This is a genomic window from Sporosarcina sp. P16b, from assembly GCF_002743065.1.
In the GTDB taxonomy this organism is placed as follows: Bacteria; Bacillota; Bacilli; order Bacillales_A; family Planococcaceae; genus Sporosarcina.
Map to the genome: position 1 here is coordinate 558,637 of NZ_PDYO01000001.1, position 22,531 is coordinate 581,167.

Annotated in this window: 20 protein-coding genes; 18 read left to right on the top strand and 2 right to left on the bottom strand. The window is 43.8% G+C overall.

The features are described 5' to 3' along the window. Positions 1-11: 11 nt before the first annotated feature. From CSV77_RS02835 to CSV77_RS02850, 4 genes are all read left to right on the top strand, one after another. Positions 12-965: a SpoIVB peptidase S55 domain-containing protein gene (locus tag CSV77_RS02835; protein ID WP_099672196.1), complete on the top strand. Its 954-nt coding sequence runs from the start codon at positions 12-14 to the stop codon at positions 963-965. 228 nt (positions 966-1,193) lie between these two features. Continuing rightward, on the top strand, positions 1,194-1,991 hold the full coding sequence (gene spo0A / locus CSV77_RS02840) for a sporulation transcription factor Spo0A (RefSeq protein ID WP_099630060.1): 798 nt from the start codon (positions 1,194-1,196) through the stop codon (positions 1,989-1,991). Between the two features lie 523 nt (positions 1,992-2,514). Next, complete coding sequence (locus CSV77_RS02845) at positions 2,515-4,068, top strand: flagellar assembly protein A (protein WP_099672197.1); 1,554 nt, start codon at positions 2,515-2,517, stop codon at positions 4,066-4,068. Beyond that, entirely contained in the window at positions 4,061-4,780 is a 720-nt protein-coding gene (locus tag CSV77_RS02850) for a glycerophosphodiester phosphodiesterase (protein WP_099672198.1), read from the top strand. The genes CSV77_RS02845 and CSV77_RS02850 overlap by 8 nt, the downstream gene beginning before the upstream one ends. Before the next feature lie 15 nt (positions 4,781-4,795). Here CSV77_RS02850 and CSV77_RS02855 read toward each other — a convergent pair whose 3' ends face one another. Next, the gene (locus tag CSV77_RS02855; RefSeq protein WP_099672199.1) at positions 4,796-5,038 is read right to left on the bottom strand and encodes a DUF2627 domain-containing protein; all 243 of its coding nucleotides are present in this window, start codon (positions 5,036-5,038) and stop codon (positions 4,796-4,798) included. A 212-nt stretch (positions 5,039-5,250) separates the two neighbouring features. Here CSV77_RS02855 and CSV77_RS02860 point away from each other — a divergent pair, with 212 nt between their 5' ends. The 9 genes from CSV77_RS02860 (at position 5,251) to CSV77_RS02900 (ending at position 17,176) form a co-directional block, all read left to right on the top strand. Further along, positions 5,251-6,345: a Leu/Phe/Val dehydrogenase gene (locus CSV77_RS02860; protein ID WP_099672200.1), complete on the top strand. Its 1,095-nt coding sequence runs from the start codon at positions 5,251-5,253 to the stop codon at positions 6,343-6,345. A gap of 100 nt (positions 6,346-6,445) precedes the next feature. Next, the gene (gene lpdA, locus CSV77_RS02865) at positions 6,446-7,873 is read left to right on the top strand and encodes a dihydrolipoyl dehydrogenase (protein WP_099672201.1); all 1,428 of its coding nucleotides are present in this window, start codon (positions 6,446-6,448) and stop codon (positions 7,871-7,873) included. A gap of 13 nt (positions 7,874-7,886) precedes the next feature. Then, entirely contained in the window at positions 7,887-8,891 is a 1,005-nt protein-coding gene (locus CSV77_RS02870; RefSeq protein ID WP_099672202.1) for a thiamine pyrophosphate-dependent dehydrogenase E1 component subunit alpha, read from the top strand. Beyond that, positions 8,891-9,874 carry an alpha-ketoacid dehydrogenase subunit beta gene (locus tag CSV77_RS02875; RefSeq protein ID WP_099672203.1) on the top strand — a complete coding sequence of 328 codons (984 nt, stop codon included), beginning with the start codon at positions 8,891-8,893 and terminating at the stop codon, positions 9,872-9,874. Before CSV77_RS02870 ends, CSV77_RS02875 begins: the two co-directional genes overlap by 1 nt. A gap of 18 nt (positions 9,875-9,892) precedes the next feature. Continuing rightward, complete coding sequence (locus CSV77_RS02880) at positions 9,893-11,209, top strand: dihydrolipoamide acetyltransferase family protein (RefSeq protein WP_099672204.1); 1,317 nt, start codon at positions 9,893-9,895, stop codon at positions 11,207-11,209. A 504-nt stretch (positions 11,210-11,713) separates the two neighbouring features. Next, complete coding sequence (locus CSV77_RS02885; RefSeq protein WP_158232008.1) at positions 11,714-13,387, top strand: methylmalonyl-CoA mutase family protein; 1,674 nt, start codon at positions 11,714-11,716, stop codon at positions 13,385-13,387. Next, positions 13,380-15,536: a methylmalonyl-CoA mutase gene (scpA, locus tag CSV77_RS02890; protein WP_099672206.1), complete on the top strand. Its 2,157-nt coding sequence runs from the start codon at positions 13,380-13,382 to the stop codon at positions 15,534-15,536. Before CSV77_RS02885 ends, scpA begins: the two co-directional genes overlap by 8 nt. A 32-nt stretch (positions 15,537-15,568) precedes the next feature. Continuing rightward, positions 15,569-16,618 carry a methylmalonyl Co-A mutase-associated GTPase MeaB gene (gene meaB / locus CSV77_RS02895; RefSeq protein WP_099672246.1) on the top strand — a complete coding sequence of 350 codons (1,050 nt, stop codon included), beginning with the start codon at positions 15,569-15,571 and terminating at the stop codon, positions 16,616-16,618. A gap of 117 nt (positions 16,619-16,735) precedes the next feature. Beyond that, on the top strand, positions 16,736-17,176 hold the full coding sequence (locus CSV77_RS02900; protein ID WP_099628904.1) for a BrxA/BrxB family bacilliredoxin: 441 nt from the start codon (positions 16,736-16,738) through the stop codon (positions 17,174-17,176). A 231-nt stretch (positions 17,177-17,407) separates the two neighbouring features. Here the strand turns inward: CSV77_RS02900 and prli42 are convergent, their stop codons facing one another. Further along, entirely contained in the window at positions 17,408-17,503 is a 96-nt protein-coding gene (prli42, locus tag CSV77_RS16835; RefSeq protein WP_155979530.1) for a stressosome-associated protein Prli42, read from the bottom strand. A 123-nt stretch (positions 17,504-17,626) separates the two neighbouring features. Here prli42 and mce point away from each other — a divergent pair, with 123 nt between their 5' ends. From mce to CSV77_RS02925, 5 genes are all read left to right on the top strand, one after another. Continuing rightward, the gene (gene mce / locus CSV77_RS02905; RefSeq protein ID WP_099672207.1) at positions 17,627-18,037 is read left to right on the top strand and encodes a methylmalonyl-CoA epimerase; all 411 of its coding nucleotides are present in this window, start codon (positions 17,627-17,629) and stop codon (positions 18,035-18,037) included. Beyond that, on the top strand, positions 18,038-19,585 hold the full coding sequence (locus CSV77_RS02910; protein ID WP_099637469.1) for an acyl-CoA carboxylase subunit beta: 1,548 nt from the start codon (positions 18,038-18,040) through the stop codon (positions 19,583-19,585). It begins immediately after the preceding gene. Between the two features lie 18 nt (positions 19,586-19,603). Beyond that, entirely contained in the window at positions 19,604-20,728 is a 1,125-nt protein-coding gene (locus CSV77_RS02915; RefSeq protein WP_099672208.1) for a M20/M25/M40 family metallo-hydrolase, read from the top strand. Between the two features lie 36 nt (positions 20,729-20,764). Continuing rightward, positions 20,765-21,229 carry a chemotaxis protein CheW gene (locus tag CSV77_RS02920; protein WP_199203691.1) on the top strand — a complete coding sequence of 155 codons (465 nt, stop codon included), beginning with the start codon at positions 20,765-20,767 and terminating at the stop codon, positions 21,227-21,229. A gap of 108 nt (positions 21,230-21,337) precedes the next feature. Continuing rightward, positions 21,338-22,528: a DNA polymerase IV gene (locus CSV77_RS02925; protein ID WP_099672209.1), complete on the top strand. Its 1,191-nt coding sequence runs from the start codon at positions 21,338-21,340 to the stop codon at positions 22,526-22,528. The last annotated feature ends 3 nt before the right edge of the window (positions 22,529-22,531 follow it).

Here is a 22,531-nt window from a genome sequence, read left to right on the forward strand (position 1 = left end):
GGAGGTGAAACATGGGATGGAATAAATCTTTCAAAACGCTTTTAGCACTCGTCTTGATGCTCTGCCTAGTGCCTGGAATTTCATTAGCAAATGAAGAAACGCTCATTCCGATGGGTGATTCCATTGGTATTCAAATGGATCTAAGTGGTATTTATGTAACAAGTGATGTCAAGGTGAGTCAGCAGGAATGGTTAAAAAAAGGGGATATCATTCGCCAGTTGAACGGTACGGATACGAAGCAACTCGTTCATTTCGAACGGGCGTTACAAAAAGATCGTGCTACGATGGTACTCGACATTTTGCGTAATGGGAAGAATGAAACCATTGAAGCAGATACGTCGCTCATTAAGCGCGTCACGCCTTTTCTGAAGGATCGAACGGAAGGTACAGGAACGTTGACATACGTCGACCCGGAAAGCGGCACGTATGGCGCGCTGGGGCACCAGATTATTGATAGTACGTTGCAGTCTGCTCCGTCTTTTGAAAAAGGCGCAATTTATTTATCTGAAATCAGTCAAATCAAGAAAAGTTCTCCAGGGATTCCAGGGTATAAAATCTCCTCGATTATTGATCAGAATAAATTCCTCGGAAATATTCAAATCAATAGTGTGTATGGGATTTTCGGTCATTGGAAAAATGCTCATAATAAAGTGTTGTCTGAACCGCTTGAAATTATGCAGCCGTTTGAATTGATGATCGGACCCGCAGAAATTTACACCACAGTGGAAGGTTCTACTGTAGAAAAATTCTCCATCCAAATAACGAAGATAGAAGAAGAACAATTCCATATCCTATTGACTGACCAGAAACTGCTGAGTAAGACGGGCGGAATCCTGCAAGGTATGAGTGGTAGTCCTATAATCCAGAACGGTAAATTTGTCGGTGCGATTACGCATATGTTTGTCGACGAGCCAGAAAAAGGGGCCGCGCTTTTTCTAAAGACGATGAGAACGAATGAGAAGTGAAAAAGCAGCCTGTGCCTAAAAAGTGCACAGGCTGCTTTCTCGTATAGGTGTTCGATACAAAGAAAAGGGAATAAAGTCGAAATAGGTAGAAAGCATCGTTCAGAAGTATCATTTTGAGTGAAAAATTAAGTAAATGTAGAAATCGTCAAATATATGACTTACGATAATAGGAGAGAAACAGCGGGAGAAAGAAATGGATGTCCGATTTTAAATCAGGGGGAATGGGTAATGGAAAATATAAAAGTAGCAATTGCTGACGATAATAAAGAACTTGTGAAAACGATGATGTCATATTTTGAGAAGCACGATGAAATAGAAGTGATTTGGACAGCGAATAATGGGCAAGTATGCTTGACATTGTTAGAAGAAGAGCGTCCCGATATTTTATTGTTGGATATTATTATGCCGCATCTCGACGGTATTGGAGTATTAGAGACACTGAATGAAACGAATAAAATGGGAGATATGCAAATCATGATGCTGACGGCTTTCGGACAGGAAAACGTTATGTCGCAAGCCGCAAACCTGGGTGCTTCGTACTTCATGTTGAAGCCGTTTGAATTTGACCGCTTAATCGGACAAATCTTTAAAGCTGCTGGGAAACCGAAAAATACGACGCCTTCATTTGTCGTGCAGGAATCCTCCGCACAACCGACAGGTGTTGTAACTCAGAAGGTACTCGATACGGCGATTACGTCGATGATAAAAGAAATTGGTGTACCTGCTCATATTAAAGGTTATGCGTTTTTACGCGAGGGAATTCAGATGGTTTATAGTGATGTGGAGTTGCTCGGATCGGTCACGAAGATTCTCTACCCAGACATTGCGAAAAAGTATAATACGACTCCATCTCGTGTGGAACGTGCAATTCGCCATGCAATTGAGGTGGCGTGGAACCGTGGGAATTATGATTTGATTTCGAAGACGTTCGGCTATACAGTACATCATTTGAAAAGCAAACCTACGAATAGCGAATTTATTGCGATGATTGCGGATAAGATCCGTTTGGAGCATATGGTGAGCTGATTGAAGTAATAGAATGATAGAGAGTGTATGCAAACCAACTAATCGAATGTATTAGTTGGTTTTCGTTTGTACTTGGGTAAGGGAAGATACGTTGGGGTTGTGTAGTGTTAGATGGTAAAGGGAATAATTTTAGCGCGAATTCGTTTGTGCTCATTAATTCGTGTACGTACTCATACTTTCTCTGCGACCGCTCTTCACTTCCTGTAAGCGCTCACACCTCATTCGCATCCGCTCTATACTCAGCTCAAAGCGCTCATAAAACTTGTTTAAACGCTCAATACCTCACTTTTCTGCACATGAACTAAAATAGGTTTTAATTCCAAAATATTATAATTCAAGAAGTGGTGTATGTATGAGCTCTGCAACCATTGTATCGTGGGTATAAAGTCTATATTTGATTCCTAGGGTAAAAAAACCGAATGATGCTGTGAGAAAATGCTTATTTACGTGGGTACTCGCAAAAAGAGCTACCTGTAGTGTGTGGCAATCTTCTATACTACTAAATAAAGAGGGAGGGATTTCATTGTTAGTTGAAAATGAACATTTTGAACTTCTGGAAGAAAATAATAAAGTAATCATGAATACGAAGAAAGCTGGATATCCGCTTAAATCATTTGACGCACTGGCTTCTAAAATTCCTAGATTGAAACTGAATTCATTCAAAGAGCTGATGAAAGCACTTCAAACGGAAGGGCAGCATGAAATTGGGTCATATTCCGCACCTTGCGAAGTATATATATCACCTAGTAAAATGAAAGTAGAATTGTATATTCATGCAACGAACGAAGAATTTCTTGCACATAAAGAGCAGTTCCTGAAGCAAGCGGAAGAAATACTCGATCAGAGAGAAGTACGCTATGATAAAGAAAGTCTCTTCAGCCTGGCGTATCTTCCAAGCAATCCAATGATTATTGCGGTAGGTAAAGAACCTATTAAAGGGGAAGATGCACAGGTCGAGTATATTGCGATGCCAGATCGTAAACCTATTCTTCGCGATGATGGCTCTGTCGATCACTATGAGTTGAATTTCGTGACGCCGATTGTGAAAGATGAATGGTTGGGTGAAAAGACGCCCGCTAAAGATGGATTTGAAGGCTATAACGTCTTTGGTGAACCGATAGCAGCTAAAAAAGGCGAGGATATGAAACTGGTCTATGATCGAAAATCCGTCGGGGAGTTTGAGGAAGATGGCAAAATCGTCTTACGCGCTTTGCATGGCGGAGCACTCGAAGAACTGAACGGAGCAATTAGTGTCGGTAAGCAATTGATCATTCCGGATGACGTGGGGACGAAAACGGGATCGATTACGTTTGATGGTTCAGTGCGTGTAATGGGAACGGTTTTGGCGGGCTTCTCGGTCAATGCTACTGGGGATATTTCTATCGAAGGAAAAGAAGGTGTAACAAACGCTAAGGAAATCTACTCTGAAGAAGGCGATGTCTATATTAAAGGCGGCGTGTTTGGTGGAGGAGAAACCGTTATTAAGGCGAAGAAAAATGTTTATGTAAAACATGCGAATAACTGCAAAATTTACGGGGAACGAGTCAACATCGGTCTCTATTCACTTGGATCTGAGTTATACGGTGATCATATTTGTATTGATAAACATAAAGGTCGGGTGATCGGTGGCGTTGCAGAAGCGATGTTCTCTATTGAATGTGCAACGGTTGGCAATAGCCATGAACGTTTAACGAAACTGATCGTCAAAGGTGTCAATAAAGAAATGGAGCTAGAAGAAATTCAGCGATTGGCGGAAAAGCTCAAAGCGGAGCATGCGAAATTGAAGAAAATTGAGCAGACACTGGATAAGATGACGAGCGTCAAAGCGAGTCTCCCGGATGGACAGTTAGATATGCTAGAAAAGACATTGCAAGTTAAACGGCAAGACATTGTATCACTTGATCAGACAATCAAAAATAAATTGCAACTTGTGCAAGTGGCTAGCAAGCCTAAAATTGAAATTACGCGTGAAGCACATCCTGGCGTCCATATTGTAATAGGCGATAAAACGAGTATGTTGAGTCGCGTGACGAAAGGTGTTTTCGAACTAACGAGCGAAGGAGTATTAAATGTCTGATAGTAAAATATTTGCTCACCGTGGCGCATCTGGACATTATTTTGAAAATACGATGCGCGCTTTTTTAGGGGCTGTACAAAAAGGTGCAGATGGAATCGAATTGGATGTGCAGCAAACGAGCGACGGTCAATTAGTTGTGATTCACGACAATGAATTAGTACGTCTCGCCGGAATTGATCAGCGCATTGATCAATTGACATCGCAGGAACTGCAGCACATTAAAATAGGTAAGGGCAGTTACAGACGAATGTTTGGTCACCCCATACCTATCTTATTTGATGTAGTTTCTTTCTGTTCTGAACATAATTTGGCGCTGAATGTCGAGATAAAGGAAACGGTATATGGGCAAGTTGTTGCACTCGAGCAAATTTTGCATTATGTGGAACCGTTGTCTACCGTCCATCTCTCTTCATTTGATTATGAAACGATGCGTATAGTAAAAGAGCTAGACTCCAACATGGAAACCGCTTTATTGCTTAGAAAAAAATCGGTCGATTGGAAAAATCTTGATTTATATGAAGTCGATGCCTTTCATTTCCATAAGCGATTATGGAAAGATCCGTTTAAGAGTCAACTACTCGAAAGTGGGAAGATATTACGAATGTACGGTGTAACGGGTGCAGAATCTTTTTTATCAGATACCCCCGAAGTGACAGGTTGGATTACGGATTATCCGAAGCGTGTGCGCAAAAAAATAAAAGGATCAAGGTAGTGTACCTTGGCCCTTTTATTTCAAGTCTTTTTTAAATCTGTCAGCTACCCGTCCAGATCTGCGGTCTCGGCGTAACAAAAAGCCTGCAAAGAAACCAAGACCTGCGGCAAATAGTATAAAACCGCCTAAAAATTGCATCCAAATGAATGGGAATGGCGAAAAAAGATGCCCGAACAATGAATCACGCATTAATTTTATTCCTAGAGCCGCTGCAATCCCTGGAATCAACAGTACAATAAACGCAACAAGACGTACCATATCCTTCAACCCCTTACCAATTTAATTTTACCGTGTGGTCATGGATTGTCAAGGACTCTGCCATCATGTACGATATAGGTAGATTGTTTACAAAACCTGCTGCGGAAGTAATATCCAAAATGTGTCAAATTTGCATTTTTGCCGTGGGAAATTTAGAATCAGAACTAGACGCATGAATCTTTATAATCTTTTACTAGCCTGGAGGGATACTTATGGAATTGTTTACGTACATGGAAGATCACGACTATGAGCAACTGGTGCTTTGTTATGACAAGACATCGGGATTGAAAGCGGTTATCGCAATTCATGATACGACACTTGGACCGGCACTTGGTGGCGCCCGCATGTGGACGTATGCTAGCGAAGAACATGCGATTGAAGATGCATTGAGATTGGCTAAAGGAATGACATATAAGAACGCTGCAGCCGGACTGAATCTTGGTGGCGGAAAGACGGTTATAATCGGAGATCCGAAAACGGATAAGAACGATGAGCTTTTCCGTGCATTGGGTCGTTACATAGAGGGGCTAAACGGACGCTATATTACAGCGGAAGACGTGGGGACTACTGAATACGATATGGACTTAATCCATTTAGAAACAAATTTTGTTACAGGTATCTCTTCAGGAGAAGGCACGTCAGGAAACCCTTCCCCCGTTACTGCGCTCGGTATCTATAAAGGAATGAAAGCCGCTGCGAAAGAAGCATTCGGCGATGATTCATTGGTAGGTAAAACCATTGCGGTTCAAGGTGTTGGAAATGTTGCCTATACACTTTGCGAATACTTGCATGAAGAAGGCGCAAAATTGATTGTTACGGACATCAATGAGGCGGCAGTCCAGCGTGCAGTGGAGGCGTTCGGGGCAACAGCTGTTGCGACGGATGCAATTTACTCACAAGAAGCGGACATCTTTGCTCCATGTGCTCTTGGTGCGGTGATCAACGATGAAACGATTCCACAATTGAAAGTAAAAGTCATTGCGGGTTCTGCTAATAACCAATTGAAGGATCCGGAACATGGCGATCGCTTGCATGAAATGGGCATCGTCTACGCTCCAGATTACGTGATCAACTCGGGTGGCGTCATCAATGTAGCGGACGAATTGATCGGTTACAATAAAGAACGTGCACTAAAGCGAGTAGAAGGTATTTACGATACAATCCTAAAGATTTTCGCTATCTCTAAACGAGACGGCATTCCATCCTACCAGGCTGCAGACCGTTTGGCAGAAGAACGCATTGCAAGAGTTGGCGCATTGAGAAGTACATTCTTGCGCAACGAAAAAAGTATTATATCAAATAAATAATCTAGCAGATGAGTCATAGCGGTAGGCAGGGGAGCTGTCCACCGCTACACTCGTCTGTCTAAATTTAGTTCAATACTGTAAGCGAAGGGAGTCCTTTACGTTGAGTAAAGAATATGACGTAGTGATATTAGGTGGCGGAACTGGTGGATATGTAGCAGCCATTCGCGCGGCTCAATTAGGTTTGACGACAGCAATTGTAGAAAAATCCAAACTTGGCGGTACGTGTTTGCATAGTGGGTGTATCCCGAGTAAAGCGATGCTAAAAAGTGCAGAAGTCTACCGCGTAACACGTCAAGAAGCGAATGAATTCGGCGTGAATACAGGTGACGTCTCATTGGATTTCTCACAAGTACAAAAACGTAAAGGTAAAATCGTGGATCAATTGCATGCAGGCATTGAAGGTTTGATGAAAAAAGGTAAAATTGATGTCTATTGTGGGACGGGTAGAATACTAGGAGCTTCTATTTTTTCTCCAATGCCTGGAACTATTTCCGTGGAAATGGATAATGGGAATGAGAATGAAATATTGATTCTGAAAAATCTCGTGATTGCTACTGGGTCAACACCTAGATCATTACCTGGAATTGAAGTAGATGAACAGTCTGTACTGACTTCCGACGGAGCTTTATTAATGAAGGCGCTTCCATCTTCGATTACGATTATTGGCGGCGGTGTGATCGGCATTGAGTGGGCTTCTATGTTAGTAGATTTTGGCGTAGATGTGACAGTCTTGGATCGTTTGGAGCAGATCTTGGCAACTGAAGATCATGAAGTGGCTATGGCTATGCAAAAAGCGCTCGAAAAACGCGGTGTGAAGTTTATATTAGGTGCGGAAGTGTTGACAGAGTCGTTACAAAAGAACGACAGTGAGGTCACGATTTCTTATAGACTAAGTGATGATGAACAATCCATCACGAGCGAGAAGATGTTAGTGTCTGTTGGACGCGCGCCAGTTATCGATGATATCGGTTTACAAAACACGGATATTCAAGTCGAAAAGGGCTCCATTCAAACGAATCAACATTTTCAAACAAAAGACCAGCATATTTATGCAATCGGTGATGTGATTGGCGGACTTCAATTGGCGCATGTGGCAGAACATGAAGGATTGCATGCAATCGAACATATAATAGGAAAACAGCTAGATCCGATTGATTACGATCTAGTACCACGTTGTGTGTACTCTTACCCAGAAACTGCGGCAGTTGGCGTGACTGAGCAACAAGCGAAAGATCGAGGGTTTGACGTAAAGATCGGCAAATTCCCATTCAAGGCAAACGGTAAAGCTTTAGTTAACGGTCATGCGGATGGCTTCGTGAAAGTCATTGTGGATCAGCAGACAGATGATATTATCGGTGTCCATATGGTGGGTTCGCACGTGACGGATCTGATTTCTGAGGCGAGCTTGGCGATGGTAATGAATGCAATTCCTTGGGAAATATCCTCGGCAATTCATCCTCACCCGACATTATCTGAAGCGTTCAGTGAAGCGGCGTTAGCGGTTGAAGGGCTAGCCATTCACATGTAAAGGAGGAAGTGGAATGAGTAATCGGCATATTGAATTGGGTTTGACAGATGAAGATGTATTGAAAATGTACGAGACGATGCTGATGGCACGTCGTTTAGATGAAAGAATGTGGTTACTAAACCGTGCGGGGAAGATTCCGTTCGTCATCTCTTGTCAAGGACAGGAGGCGGCACAGGTAGGGGCTTCATTCGCTCTGAATAACGAAAAGGACTGGATCGCACCGTACTACCGTGATATGGGAGTGGTCTTACATTTTGGTATGACGCCGAAAGATTTGATGTTATCGGCTTTCGCCAAGGCGGATGACCCGAACTCCGGTGGTCGGCAGATGCCAGGTCACTTTGGCCAACGCAAGAATCGTATTTTGACAGGATCTTCACCTGTTACGACACAATTACCACATGCTGTCGGCGTTGCATTAGCCGCAAAAATGAATAAAGAGGATTTTATCACGTTCGTGACTCTCGGAGAAGGTTCTTCCAATCAAGGAGACTTCCATGAAGGGATGAATTTTGCGGGTGTGCATAAATTACCGACAGTGATTATGGTGGAAAATAATAAATATGCAATCTCCGTACCTCTAGATAAACAAATGGCATGTGAGAATGTCTCCGATCGTGCAATCGGTTACGGTATGCCAGGCTACACTGTAGACGGAAGAGATCCGCTGACAGTGTATGAAGTGGTGAAAAAAGCGGCAGACCGAGCTAGAAACGGAGAAGGTCCGACATTAGTTGAAGCGGTATGTTATCGACTGACTGCACACTCTTCAGATGATGATCAACGCCAGTACCGTGATGCAGAAGAGCTTGAAGACGAAAGGAAACAAGATCCGTTATTGTCATTTATTCAGTATCTAAAAGAAGTAAAAGTCTTGACGGAAGAAAAGTACGATGAAATAGAAGAACGTGTAAAACTGCAGGTCGATGAAGCGACAGAGTATGCGGAACAGGCGGAATACGCGAAGCCTGAACATGCATTGCGCTATGTCTATGAAGAAAAGGGGGGCGAAGCATAATGGCCGTTCGTTCATTTATAGATGCGATCAACCTGGCAATGAAAGAAGAAATGGAACGCGACGACCAAGTTTTCGTACTTGGAGAAGATGTCGGCCGTAAAGGTGGCGTGTTTAAGGCAACAACCGGTCTATATGATCAGTTCGGTGAATACCGTTCTCTTGATACGCCTCTCGCTGAGTCCGCGATTGCGGGTGTAGCGATTGGTGCAGCGATGTATGGTATGCGTCCGATTGCTGAAATGCAGTTTGCCGATTTTATTATGCCGGCGGTCAATCAAATCGTATCGGAAGCGGCGAAAATCCGTTACCGTTCAAATAATGATTTTTCATGTCCTGTCGTCATTCGCGCTCCTTTTGGTGGTGGCGTTCACGGAGCTTTATATCATTCACAGTCAGTTGAATCGATGTTTGCTTCGACTCCTGGCTTGAAAATTGTCATTCCATCCACTCCTTACGACGCAAAAGGTTTGCTAAAAGCGGCAGTGCGTGATGAAGATCCCGTGTTATTCTTTGAGCACAAGCGCGCATATCGGTTGATTAAAGGGGAAGTTCCTGACGATGACTACGTGTTGCCAATTGGTAAAGCGGATGTGAAGCGTGATGGGGAAGATATCACGATTATCACGTATGGTTTGTGTGTACATTTCGCACTGCAAGCTGCGGAACGATTAGCTGAAGATGATATTTCTGTCCATGTTTTGGATCTACGTACGGTCTATCCGTTAGATAAAGAGGCGATCATTGAAGCTGCTTCGAAAACAGGAAAAGTTCTATTGGTGACAGAAGATAACCTAGAAGGCAGCATCATGAGTGAAGTTTCTGCTATCATTGCAGAAAATTGTTTATTTGAATTGGATGCGCCAATCAAACGATTAGCAGGACCCGACGTACCTGCCATGCCTTATGCCCCTTCTATGGAAAAGTTCTTTATGATGAATCCTGAAAAGATTGAAAAGGCAGCAAGGGATTTAGCGGAATTTTAACTAAGGAGGCGTAAGGAAATGGGCATCGAAAAAATTACTATGCCGAAACTGGGTGAGAGTGTAACCGAAGGGACTATTGAAAAATGGCTCGTCGCTCCCGGGGATACGGTAGCTAAATATGATTCACTTGCGGAAGTGACAACCGATAAAGTCACAGCGGAAGTTCCGTCTTCATTCTCTGGAATAATTAAAGAAATCATCGCAAAAGAAGGCGATACGATTGAAGTGGGCGAAACGGTTTGTTTAATTGAAATTGAAGGCGACGCGGAAGAACCCGTACACGTTTCAGCACCCACGGTAGAAACACCAGCTGCAAAGCCTGTTGACAAGCAAATGGAAGCACCAAAAGCAAAGACGCGAACTGCAACGGGCGGTAAGGCAGCGGGCCGATTTTCTCCTGCTGTGTTGAAGATGTCTCAGGAACATGGCATTGACTTGTCTCAAGTAAGTGGCACGGGACGCGAAGGACGTATTACGCGAAAAGATATCCAAGCATTCATTGAAAGTGACGGAGCCCAGTCGCAAAAGGGATCACAGGACGTTGTGGTTGAAGAACAATCGCAACCACAAGTGGCACCTTCGGAACAGACGGTACCTGAACAAGCTGTCTCGTCACATGTGAAACGCGAAAACGGTGATATCGAAATTCCGGTAACGAGTGTACGTCGAGCGATCGCGAACAACATGGTGCGTTCTGTAACCGAAGCGCCACACGCTTGGATGATGATAGAAGTAGACGTAACGGAACTTGTTCTATTGCGTGATAGCGTCAAAAAGGAATTCAAAGAAAAAGAAGGATTCAATTTGACGTATTTCGCCTTCTTTATTAAGGCCATTTCACAAGCTTTGAAGGAATATCCAGAAATGAACTCGATGTGGGCAGGCGATACGATTGTCATGAAAAAAGACATCAACATCTCGATTGCGGTAGCAACGGATGATGCGTTATATGTCCCTGTCATCAAAGGAACAGATGAAAAGACGATCAAAGGCATTGGCCGTGAAATTCATGAGTTAGCTGGAAAAGTGCGAAATGGTAAGCTGAAATCGACAGAGATGCAAGGTGGTACGTTCACGGTGAACAATACTGGTTCATTTGGTTCGGTTCAGTCGATGGGAATTATCAATTATCCGCAAGCTGCTATTTTGCAAGTGGAGTCGATCGTCAAGCGCCCAGTAATTATGGACAATGGCATGATGGCTGCACGCGACATGGTCAACCTCTGTCTGTCGCTTGATCACCGCGTGCTAGACGGACTCGTTTGTGGACGTTTCCTCGCACGTGTGAAAGAGTTGTTGGAAGGCATGGCTAAAGATAAGACTTCGTTATATTAAGTTTCGGCAACCTCCAAACTTGGTTTTGGGGGTTGTTTTTTTGATTTTGACGGGCAATAAGTACGTGCAGTGGTTTATAGTTTCGGATTGAAGCTCTGGCTCGGGATGCGTTCAGGCTGGCTTGCTTGTTACCAGTCCAATTGTACTATCTAGTGAGGGAATTTTGCTTTATGAGCGGTTAGATAAACTTTATGAGCGCAAACAGTGGAGGATAGAGCGGATAGGTGTGGAGTATGAGCGCGTTTGGGAAGTGAAGAGCGGTTATAGAAGTGGAATGATCACGTACACGAATTAATGAGCGCAAACGAATGGGCTATCAGTTATTTATCCCCTTTCCTCGTATCCAGCTCACTCAGCTAAAATCTACACTCATGTATAAAAGTCATAAATTCGTATTCTTATAATGTAACTAGACGGAAACTTCTGATTTTCCTCTTCCTTCATAATGTAATCTACGGTACACTAGAATTATTAATGGTTTTAAAAAGGGGAAGGAGCACCATTATGCCGATACATAACATGAAAACATTTACATTTACAGCCCCAAACTTTACTGAATGGAAAGAAGCGGCTGTTTTATCTCTAAAAGGAAAACCTTTTGACTCGTTGTACACAAAAACAATTGAGGGTATTGAACTTAAACCTCTTTATACCCTAGAGGATCTGGATCAATTGGAAATTTCACGCGTCACAAAGCCTGCATTTGGCTGGACTGTCGCACAACCTGTTAGTGCAACAAATGGGGAACAGTTCGTAGAGCAAATGAAAGAATCTTTGGCACGGGGCAATGAAGCAATCGCTTACAACGGACTGAAGCCTTTAGTGTGGGCTGAAGAGGACATTAAGCAAGTAGCTGAACTGATTACGCGCTATCCAATTTTATTCACAGAAGTGCAAAGCGATGATCCGATTTTACAAGCCTTTACGTATATAGAAGAAACAGAACGCAAAGACGTTACAGGAATTTGTATCAGTGCGGTTCCGTTAGTACTCGAAGGATTTCCGGGAGTCCGTACAAAGGGTGCCGATTTATGGACAGCGCATCATGAAGGGGCGGACGCGGTAACTGAACTTGCGCTATCACTTTCGATCGCAGCCGAACTGGCGGAAGAAGCCACTTCGTTTGAAGAATTTACAAACGACTTCTATGCACGATTTGCTGCTGATACACACTTCTTCATGGAAATCGCGAAGTTCCGTGCGTTTCGTGTATTATGGAAATTATTCAATGAAGCATATGGCGTGGAAAACGCGAAGCAAGTGCCTTTGCTAGGGATTACTTCACTGCGTTCATACTCAAAACTTGATCCGTATGTAAACTTACTACGTGGTGGCAATGCGGCATTCTCAGCTATTTTAGGCGGAGCGGATTGGCTGACTGTATTACCGCATGATGTATTGACTGGAACGTCTCCAAGCTCGAATCGTTACGCACGAAATATTCAATTGATTTTGAAGGAAGAAACGCATATTGATCAAGTTCTAGATCCCGCAGGCGGTTCATACTTCATCGAATCATTGACGGCAGAATTAATTCGTAAATCATGGGAGAAGTTCTTAGAGATTGATGAGAATGGCGGTTATCAAGCATTTTTGCAGTCTGGTGAATTGAGCAAACTATATGCGCAACGTCAGAAAGAAATGGCGACGGGTAAGAAGACGTTGATCGGCACGAATGTCTACGCGGAATTGACAGATGTGAATTATGCGAATGAATCAACCGTCACGGTATCCAAACGCTTGTCAGAGCCTTTTGAAAATATTCGATCCAAACAACAAGAAGAGTTGCCGAAAACGGTATTGCTTAACTTTGGTGCATTGAAAGATTATAAACCTCGTGCGGATTTCGTCAGTGGATTCTTGGCAGTTGGCGGTATCGAAGCGATATGGAGTCCTTCTTTCGAGTCAAACGATCAAGCGCTCAGTTGGATCGAGGAACAACAGCCGGATTATGCAGTAATTTGTGCATCGGCTGCGGATACAGAAGAAGTCGTAACAAACTTCTTGGCTTCCTATAAAGGAAATTGTCCAATCGATACAGCGGGTAAATATCCATCAGAAACTGCAGATCAGTGGCTTGCCAATGGATTGAATGGTTTCATTTTCGCAGGACAGGATAAAATTGACAAGCTGAATACTATTATTATGCAAACTAAAGGAGGCCGTTCCGTTGAGTAAACCTGATTTCCGTAAAGTGAATATAGAGCAATCACTCAATGAACTCTCACAGCAAACATCGTCAAAAGAGAATTTTTTAACGAATGAAGGAATCGATGTAGCGCCCATCTATACAGCAAAAGATATTGAAAACACGGAGCATTTGAAAGACTTCCCAGGCATCGCGCCGAACATGCGTGGACCGTATCCGACGATGTACGTAGCGCGTCCTTGGACAGTTCGTCAGTATGCTGGATTTTCTACAGCGGAAGAGAGTAACGCATTTTACCGACGGAACTTGGCGATGGGGCAAAAAGGACTTTCGGTAGCGTTCGACCTTGCGACTCACCGCGGTTACGACTCCGATCATCCGCGTGTAACAGGTGACGTAGGGAAAGCGGGCGTTGCCATCGACTCTATTGAAGATATGAAGATTTTATTCGCGGGTATTCCTCTCGATCAAATGTCGGTATCGATGACAATGAATGGTGCGGTATTGCCGATTATGGCATTTTATATCGTAGCGGCTGAAGAGTCCGGTGTACGTCCTGAGAAACTTTCTGGTACGATACAGAATGATATTTTGAAAGAGTATATGGTACGGAACACGTATATCTTCCCACCGGCGATGTCGATGCGAATCATTGCGGATATTTTCTCGTACACGTCTGAAAATATGCCGAAATTCAACTCGATTTCCATCTCGGGTTATCACATGCAAGAAGCGGGCGCGACTGCGGATATCGAGCTTGCGTATACACTTGCTGACGGTTTGGAATATGTTCGTACAGGTTTGAAGGCGGGTATCGATATCGATTCATTCGCACCTCGGTTGTCCTTCTTCTGGGCGATCGGTATGAACTACTATATGGAAATAGCGAAAATGAGGGCGGCACGGAAGATCTGGGCGCAGATGATGCAGTCGTTTGAACCGAAAAACCCAAAGACACTCGCATTACGTACGCACTCCCAAACGTCAGGCTGGAGTTTGACGGAGCAAGATCCATTTAACAATGTCACACGTACATTGGTTGAAGCAAACGCTTCATCCATGGGTCACACGCAGTCACTACACACCAATGCATTGGATGAAGCGATCGCGTTACCGACAGATTTCTCGGCTCGTATTGCACGGAATACACAATTGTTCTTACAAGAAGAGACGATGATGACGAAAGTGATTGATCCTTGGGGCGGTTCATACTATGTAGAAAAATTAACAGAAGAGTTAATGGAGAAAGCATGGGAATTAATTGGTGAAATCGAATCACTTGGTGGCATGGCAGAAGCGATTGAAACAGGCTTGCCGAAAATGAAAATTGAAGAAGCAGCGGCTAAGCGCCAGGCGAAAATCGATTCGAAAGCGGAAACGATTGTTGGCGTCAATAAGTATCGTTTGGATACGGAAGATGCGATAGATATTCTGGATATCGACAATACGATGGTACGTCAGAAGCAAATTGACCGCATCCACGATATGAAAGACAAGCGTGATGAGAATGTAGTTCAAGCTACTCTTACAGCAATCACGGAAGCGGCTAAGAGTGGCGAAGGGAACTTGCTTGCCTTGGCAGTTGACGCCGCAAGAGCGCGCGCAACAATCGGTGAGATTTCGGATGCGATTGAATCGGTATCCGGTAGACATAAGGCGGTGATCCGTTCAGTGAGTGGTGTATATAGCGCAAACTTCTCAAATGAAGAAGAAATCCAAGAAGTGAAAGATATGACAGATGAGTTCCTAGAAAATGAAGGGCGTCGTCCACGTATTTTAGTTGCGAAAATGGGTCAGGACGGACATGACCGTGGAGCGAAAGTTATCGCGTCTTCATTCGCCGATTTAGGCTTCGATGTCGATATTGGTCCTTTATTCCAGACGCCTGAAGAGACAGCTTTGCAAGCGGCGGAAAATGATGTGCACGTCATCGGTGTCAGTTCATTAGCGGCAGGTCATAAGACATTGGTTCCCACATTGCGTGAAGAACTAAAGAAAATCAATCGTGAAGATATTTTAGTTGTAGTAGGTGGCGTTATTCCTGCACAGGATTACGATTTCTTGCGCAAGAATGGTGCAGCTGCAATCTTTGGCCCGGGTACAGTCATTCCGGTGGCGGCTCAAAAAGTCATTGAGGAAATTTACCGACAGCTCGGCTATGAGGAAGTGACGGATTGACAGAAAAACAAAACGGACGAGATGAATCAGCCATGCATGTGATGCGCGGAATAGAATCCACACATGACGGATTTGTTGCCTCTTCACGTAAACGCTTTGTTAAAAAAGATCCATCTCATAAAAACTTGGATGTATTGCAACAGGAAATAGAAAATGGTTCTCGCTTGTATTTAGCGCGTGGTATAACGTTGCTTGAAAGTACAAAGCCTAGCGATAAGAAGGTCGGTCAGGAAGTGTTGACTAGCCTCCTACCAAAAACGGGCAACTGTATCCGAATTGGGATTACAGGCGTTCCAGGTGCTGGAAAAAGTACGTTCATCGAGGCGTTCGGTCTAATGCTAGCGGATATGGGCCATAAAGTGGCGGTACTCGCGATTGACCCGAGTTCAACGCTGACTGGTGGAAGTATTTTAGGAGACAAGACGCGTATGGAGGAGTTGGCACGGCATAAGAATGCTTTTATCCGCCCTTCTCCGTCAGCGGGTACACTCGGTGGTGTGCATAAGAAATCTCGCGAAACGATGTTGCTTTGTGAAGCGGCGGGATACGACGTCATTTTGATTGAAACCGTAGGGGTTGGCCAAGGCGAAACGATTGTACGTGGAATGGTCGATTATTTCTTATTGCTAGTGCTGACTGGTGCTGGTGACGAACTACAAGGAATGAAAAAGGGCATCATGGAACTGACGGATGGTATTGTCGTGCATAAGAATGACGGTGCTAATAAACCGCTAGTCAAGAAAACGGTGCGTGAATATACACGAATTATGCACATGCTGCAACCTGCTTCGCCTGAATGGACGTCCAGAGTACAACCGGTTTCTTCTATAGAAAAGACCGGCTTGGATGCGGTATGGGAAACGGTTTTGGAGTTTGAGAAAGAAATGAAAGATAAGAATCATTGGGACACAAGACGTCAGCATCAGACACGCGATTGGTTCCATGCGATGATCCGTGATCACTTGATTGATTCATTTTTCTCAGAGCAAGGACGAAAAACGCAGGTGAAGGCACTTGAGGAAGAATTGCTCGACGGTCATTTAACTGTAACTGGAGCAATTGATCGATTGTTTTCTTCTTAATTCCTGTAGGGATATGCTATGATTGAAGAGGATAGTCTAATTAGTATCAGGGAAGTGTTAAAGCGAAACTGAAGAGGCCATCACAATTATAGAGTATGAGAGAGGAGATATTGTAAAATGACTATGAACTTTGATTTTTACATGAACGATATGACGAACCAAGCGAGATCCGAAATGGAAGCGAGCGGCTACAAGCAGTTGAAAACACCTGAGGACGTGGAGGAAGCATTCAAGCAACCTGGCACGACATTAGTTATGGTCAACTCCGTTTGTGGATGCGCTGGCGGAATCGCTCGTCCAGCAGCTGCACACGCAGTACATTATGACAAGCGTCCGGACCACTTGGTAACGGTATTTGCTGGACAAGATAAAGAAGCAACTGCACAAGCACGTATGCACTTCGGAGAAGATCACATTCCATCTTCTCCATCATTCGCTTTGCTAAAAGACGGCAAACTAATTGGTGAAGTAGGACGTTTTGAAATCGAAGGACATGACCCGATGTCAGTTGTCGTGAATCTTCAGGAACAATTTGAAGAGCACTGCGAAGAACTGTAATAAACTAAAGCGGAATGCGCCGTCTAGTCTCGACAGACGCTGGAGGTCCTGAAGCAAAAGGCCGAACTTGCCTTTTGAATCAGGACCGAAGCGATCCGAGAGACTGGCGCATGTAGCTAGATGTTACTAAAGCGGAATGCGCCGTCTAGTCTCGACAGACGCTGGAGGTCCTGAAGCTAGAAGGTAATAAAAAACAGTTCGCATATTTTCCTATGCGAACTGTCATTTACATTATAAGAACATGCTGAGACCCATGACCATAGTAGATGCGATCATGGCGACGATCATCAAGTAGACCACTGTTTTTTGAATTTTTTTATTACTCATGCAGCAAAGCTCCTTACGCGTTGGAATGGGTTTGATTCTATTTTAACAGAAATAAGGATTTTCACAACTGGAATGGCTGGTATGTGTTCATATAGTAGAAACATAGTAAAAGGGGAATGTGCTATGAACAAGGTAGATCATATAGGGATTGCTGTAAAAAGTATAGATGAATCAGTTAATTATTACATAGATACACTCGGATTGACAGTTATAGCTATTGAAGAAGTTGCTAGCCAAGGGGTTAAAGTGGCGTTCATTGATGCACATAACGTCAAGATCGAGTTACTTGAACCGATGACGGAGACAAGTCCCATTGCGAAGTTTATTGAAAAACGCGGTGAAGGGGTTCACCATATCGCTTTTGGTGTAACGGATATTCGTTCAAGAATGAAGGAATTACAAGAGAAGGGCGTTCAACTACTTTCAGATCAACCTAAACCAGGTGCTGGCGGAGCAGAAGTGGCTTTTCTGCATCCCAAATCATCATACGGCGTGCTCTATGAATTATGTGAAAAGACTAAGGGGGAAAACTAGATGAACATTTACGATAAAATTAATGAACTGTACGATAAGAAACGCGAAATCGAGTTGGGTGGCGGCGATGAGCGAATCATGAAGCAACACGAAAAAGGTAAACTTACTGCACGTGAGCGTATTGACATACTACTTGATGAAGGTACTTTCGTAGAGTTGAACCCATTCGTTGTTCATCGTACACGTGATTTCGGCATGGACAAGCTAGAAGGACCTGGAGACGGTGTTGTAACCGGTTACGGTAAAATCCACGGTCGTTCTGTCTATTTATTCTCCCAAGACTTCACCGTATTTGGTGGAGCGCTAGGTGAAATGCACGCAATGAAAATTGCCAATGTGATGGATTTGGCTGCGAAAAACGGTGCTCCATTCATCGGTCTTAACGATTCAGGTGGCGCACGTATCCAGGAAGGTGTATTATCTCTTGACGGATATGGTGAAATTTTCTACCGTAACGCGATTTATTCCGGAGTCATTCCACAAATTTCTGTTATCCTCGGGCCTTGTGCAGGTGGCGCGGTGTATTCGCCAGCGATCACAGATTTCGTCATTATGACGGATAAAACGAGCCAGATGTTCATCACAGGACCAAAAGTAATTGAAACGGTTACAGGCGAGAAAATTACTTCTGAAGATCTGGGTGGCGCGAAAGTTCACAACACGATCAGTGGTAATGCGCATCTTCGTGGGGCAAGTGAAGAAGAAGTATTGGAAAAAACACGTGAATTATTGACATATTTGCCACAGAATAACACAGAAAAGACACCTGTTCAGCCATTTGAAGAACAAGATGATTATCGTCCAGATTTGGCGGATACAGTACCTTACGAAACAATTCGTCCATATGACGTACGAAAAGTATTGGAGCAAGTAGTGGATGAAGGATCATTCTTCGAAATTCAGCCTGAATTCGCAAAGAACGCGGTAGTTGGCTATGCGCGCATGAAAGGTGAGACAGTTGGATTTGTCTGTAACCAGCCAAAAGTAATGGCGGGTGGACTAGACATTAACTCGTCTGATAAAATTGCACGTTTCATTCGTACTTGTGACTCATTCAATATTCCATTGATCACATTTGAAGATGTTACAGGCTTCTTCCCTGGAATCAAGCAAGAGCACGGCGGAATCATTCGTCACGGAGCGAAGATTTTGTATGCATACTCGGAAGCAACTGTACCAAAAATCACTCTAATCTTGCGTAAAGCTTTCGGTGGCGCATACGTAGCCCTGAACTCTAAATCAATCGGTGCTGACCTCGTCTTCGCTTGGCCAAACGCAGAAGTAGCCGTAATGGGTGCTGAAGGTGCGGCGAATATCATCTTCGCACGCGATATCGCAAACAGTGAAAACCCGGAAGCAACTCGTACAGCAAAAATCGAAGAATACCGTGAAAAGTTTGCGAATCCATACGTTGCCGCTTCACACGGCATGATCGACGATGTCATTGACCCACGCGAAACGCGTATTAAATTGCTTCAAGGACTTGAAATGATGCGCAATAAGCACGAAGATCGTCCGAAGAAAAAGCACGGCAACATACCTCTATAATCAAAGGAGTCTTTCATCTTGAATACACAACGATTACTTCAAGAATTTTTGGAGTTAGTAAAAATTGATTCTGAAACTAAAAACGAACGAAATATTGCAGATATTCTTACGAAAAAATTGCAGGAACTGGGGTTTGACGTAACGGAAGATGATACAGCGGAGAAGACAGGACATGGAGCGGGCAATTTAATTGCCAACTTGCCAAGTACAGTGGCTGACGCGGATCCGATCTTCTTCACATGTCATATGGATACGGTAGTTCCAGGACGATCCATTCAGCCAATCGTCAAAGAAGATGGCTATATCTACAGTGACGGTACGACGATTTTAGGTGCCGACGATAAAGCAGGAATTGCGGCTTTACTTGAGATGGCGAAAGTGATCCAAGAGTCAGACAAGCCGCATGGTCCGATCCAGTTCATTATTACGGCTGGTGAAGAAAGTGGATTAGTAGGCGCGAAAGCGATGAATCCTGACCACCTACAAGCGAAGTATGGCTTCGCGATCGATAGCGACGGGGAAGTAGGCGGTATTGTTACAGCGGCCCCTTACCAATCAAAATTATGGACAACCATCTATGGGAAAACGGCTCACGCCGGCGTTGCCCCTGAAAAAGGAATTTCAGCGATCACACTCGCCGCTAAATCTATTTCGGGCATGAAACTCGGTCGAATAGATGAAGAGACAACTGCCAATATCGGTCGTTTTGAAGGGGGAAAAGCAACGAATATCGTTTGCGAAGAGGCTTTCATTTTATCGGAAGTTCGTTCAATCAATCCTGATAAAATGAAGAAACAAATCGACTTAATGGTCAAGAAATTTGCTACGACTTCTCAATCTTTAGGTGGCAAAGCTGAGACGACAACAGAACTCATGTATCCTGGTTTCTCAATTGGAGATGACGAAGAAGTCGTGCAAGTCGCGATGAAGTCAATCCGCAACGTAGGACGTGAGCCGAAGATCATGACGAGCGGTGGTGGAAGTGACGGCAACGTCTTCAACGGTATGGGTGTTCCTACTGTGACATTGTCTGTTGGGTATGAAGAGATTCATACGAAAAACGAACGCATGCCGGTAAAAGAGCTGGAAAAGCTGACGGAATTAGTACTTGAGATTGTCGGTCAGGCAATCCACACAGTGTAACAGTCTCAACAAAGAGCCTTGAAAGAAGGTATAACTATGCAAACTGTGATTGTGCGGACAGGCAATGAAGAATATGCACTTCCTGTTGAATCGGTGATATCCATCGAGAAACTGGAGTACGTTACACCGATTCCTCACCTTCCAACGTATTTACTTGGGCTGATGAAATCCCGTGGCGAGCTAGTGCCTATACTGGATTTAAGTCAAATCCTGTATCATCAGGCGACACCACGTGATATTGAATCCCATGTAGTGGTCGTGAAAACGGATCAGTTGGAAGTTGGTTTACTCGTGCTAGATGCAAAAGAGATCCTTGAATTGCCAGAAGATCGGCTAACATCTACTGCGTTAAAAGCGTATTCCAAAACGCCTTACTTCGTAACAGTAGCGAATCTAGAGGACCGTGTAGTGACTGTCATCGATCCGAATATCATGACGGATTCACTCCACGGCATGGATGAAATCTCTAGTTATATGAAAGAACAACAGCAATCAAATTAGTAGGCAAACAGAACATATATTTGATAAAATGGAAAGAGTGGCAGACTGAAGTCGGTTTGCCGCTTTTTCCTATTACATAATTATTTCCTGGGAAAGATAGGTGTTGATATGACGGGTCCGATCATCTCTAATCCACGAGTCATTATGCATCTTGATATGAACAGCTTCTTTGCCTCAGTTGAACAAGCTGCGAATCCTTCATTAAAAGGAATCCCTCTGGCGGTCGCGGGCAACCCGAAAGAACGCAGAGGAATTCTCGTAACCTGTTCATATGAGGCAAGGGCATTTGGCGTTTACACGACGATGACGGTAGGAGAAGCTAAACGACTCTGTCCGCATTTAACGATCGTTCCGCCAAGGCATGACTTATACAGACAAATGTCAAATTCGGTTTTTGATATTTTGCGAAGCTATACCGAATGGGTCGAACCTGTTTCCATTGATGAAGCGTATATCGATACGACCGATATTGGTGGATTGACACGTGCGTATGACTTGGCACGAGAAATTCAAATGCGAATTTTAGCAGAACTGGATCTACCTTGTTCGATTGGAATTGCACCGAATAAGTTCCTTGCGAAAACAGCATCTGATTTTAAAAAACCAATGGGCATTACCATTTTACGTAAACGAGAAGTGCCGAACATGTTGTGGCCGTTACCCGTCATTGAAATGCATGGCATCGGCAAACGAACGGAAGAGAAATTGCATAGTAAAGCTATTAAAACGATAGGTGACTTGGCTACTGCCGAAAAAATCACGTTGGAAGCGCTACTTGGTAAAAATGGTATACGCCTTAAACAACGGGCAAACGGGATCGATACACGACCCGTTGATCCTGAAAGTGCGGAAGAACGTAAAAGCATCGGTAGTTCTACTACGTTGCCTGTTGATCTAACAGAACTAGAAGATTGTATTCCGATTTTTGAACGGCTTGCGAAACGAGTAGCGGCACGACTGGAAACGAAACGGTTAGCCGGAATGACTATCAGTATTCAAATGCGCTATGCCGACTGGCAAAATACCACAAGAAGTAGAACGCTCCAACAAGCCATCTATCTTGAGGAAGATATTACAGAAGTAGCCATTCAATTATTCCAGCAACATTGGGATTACGAGCCCATTCGCTTGCTAGGCATTACGGCGGCGAATGTCATAGAACGATCTGAAATGGTCAAGCAACTGACATTCGATAATTTTGAGCAGCAACAAAAGGAATACGAAATGGATCAATTGATGTCGAGTCTGACGCAGCGTTTCGGAGATGGTATTATTAAAAAAGGATGTACGAAGAAATAGGCA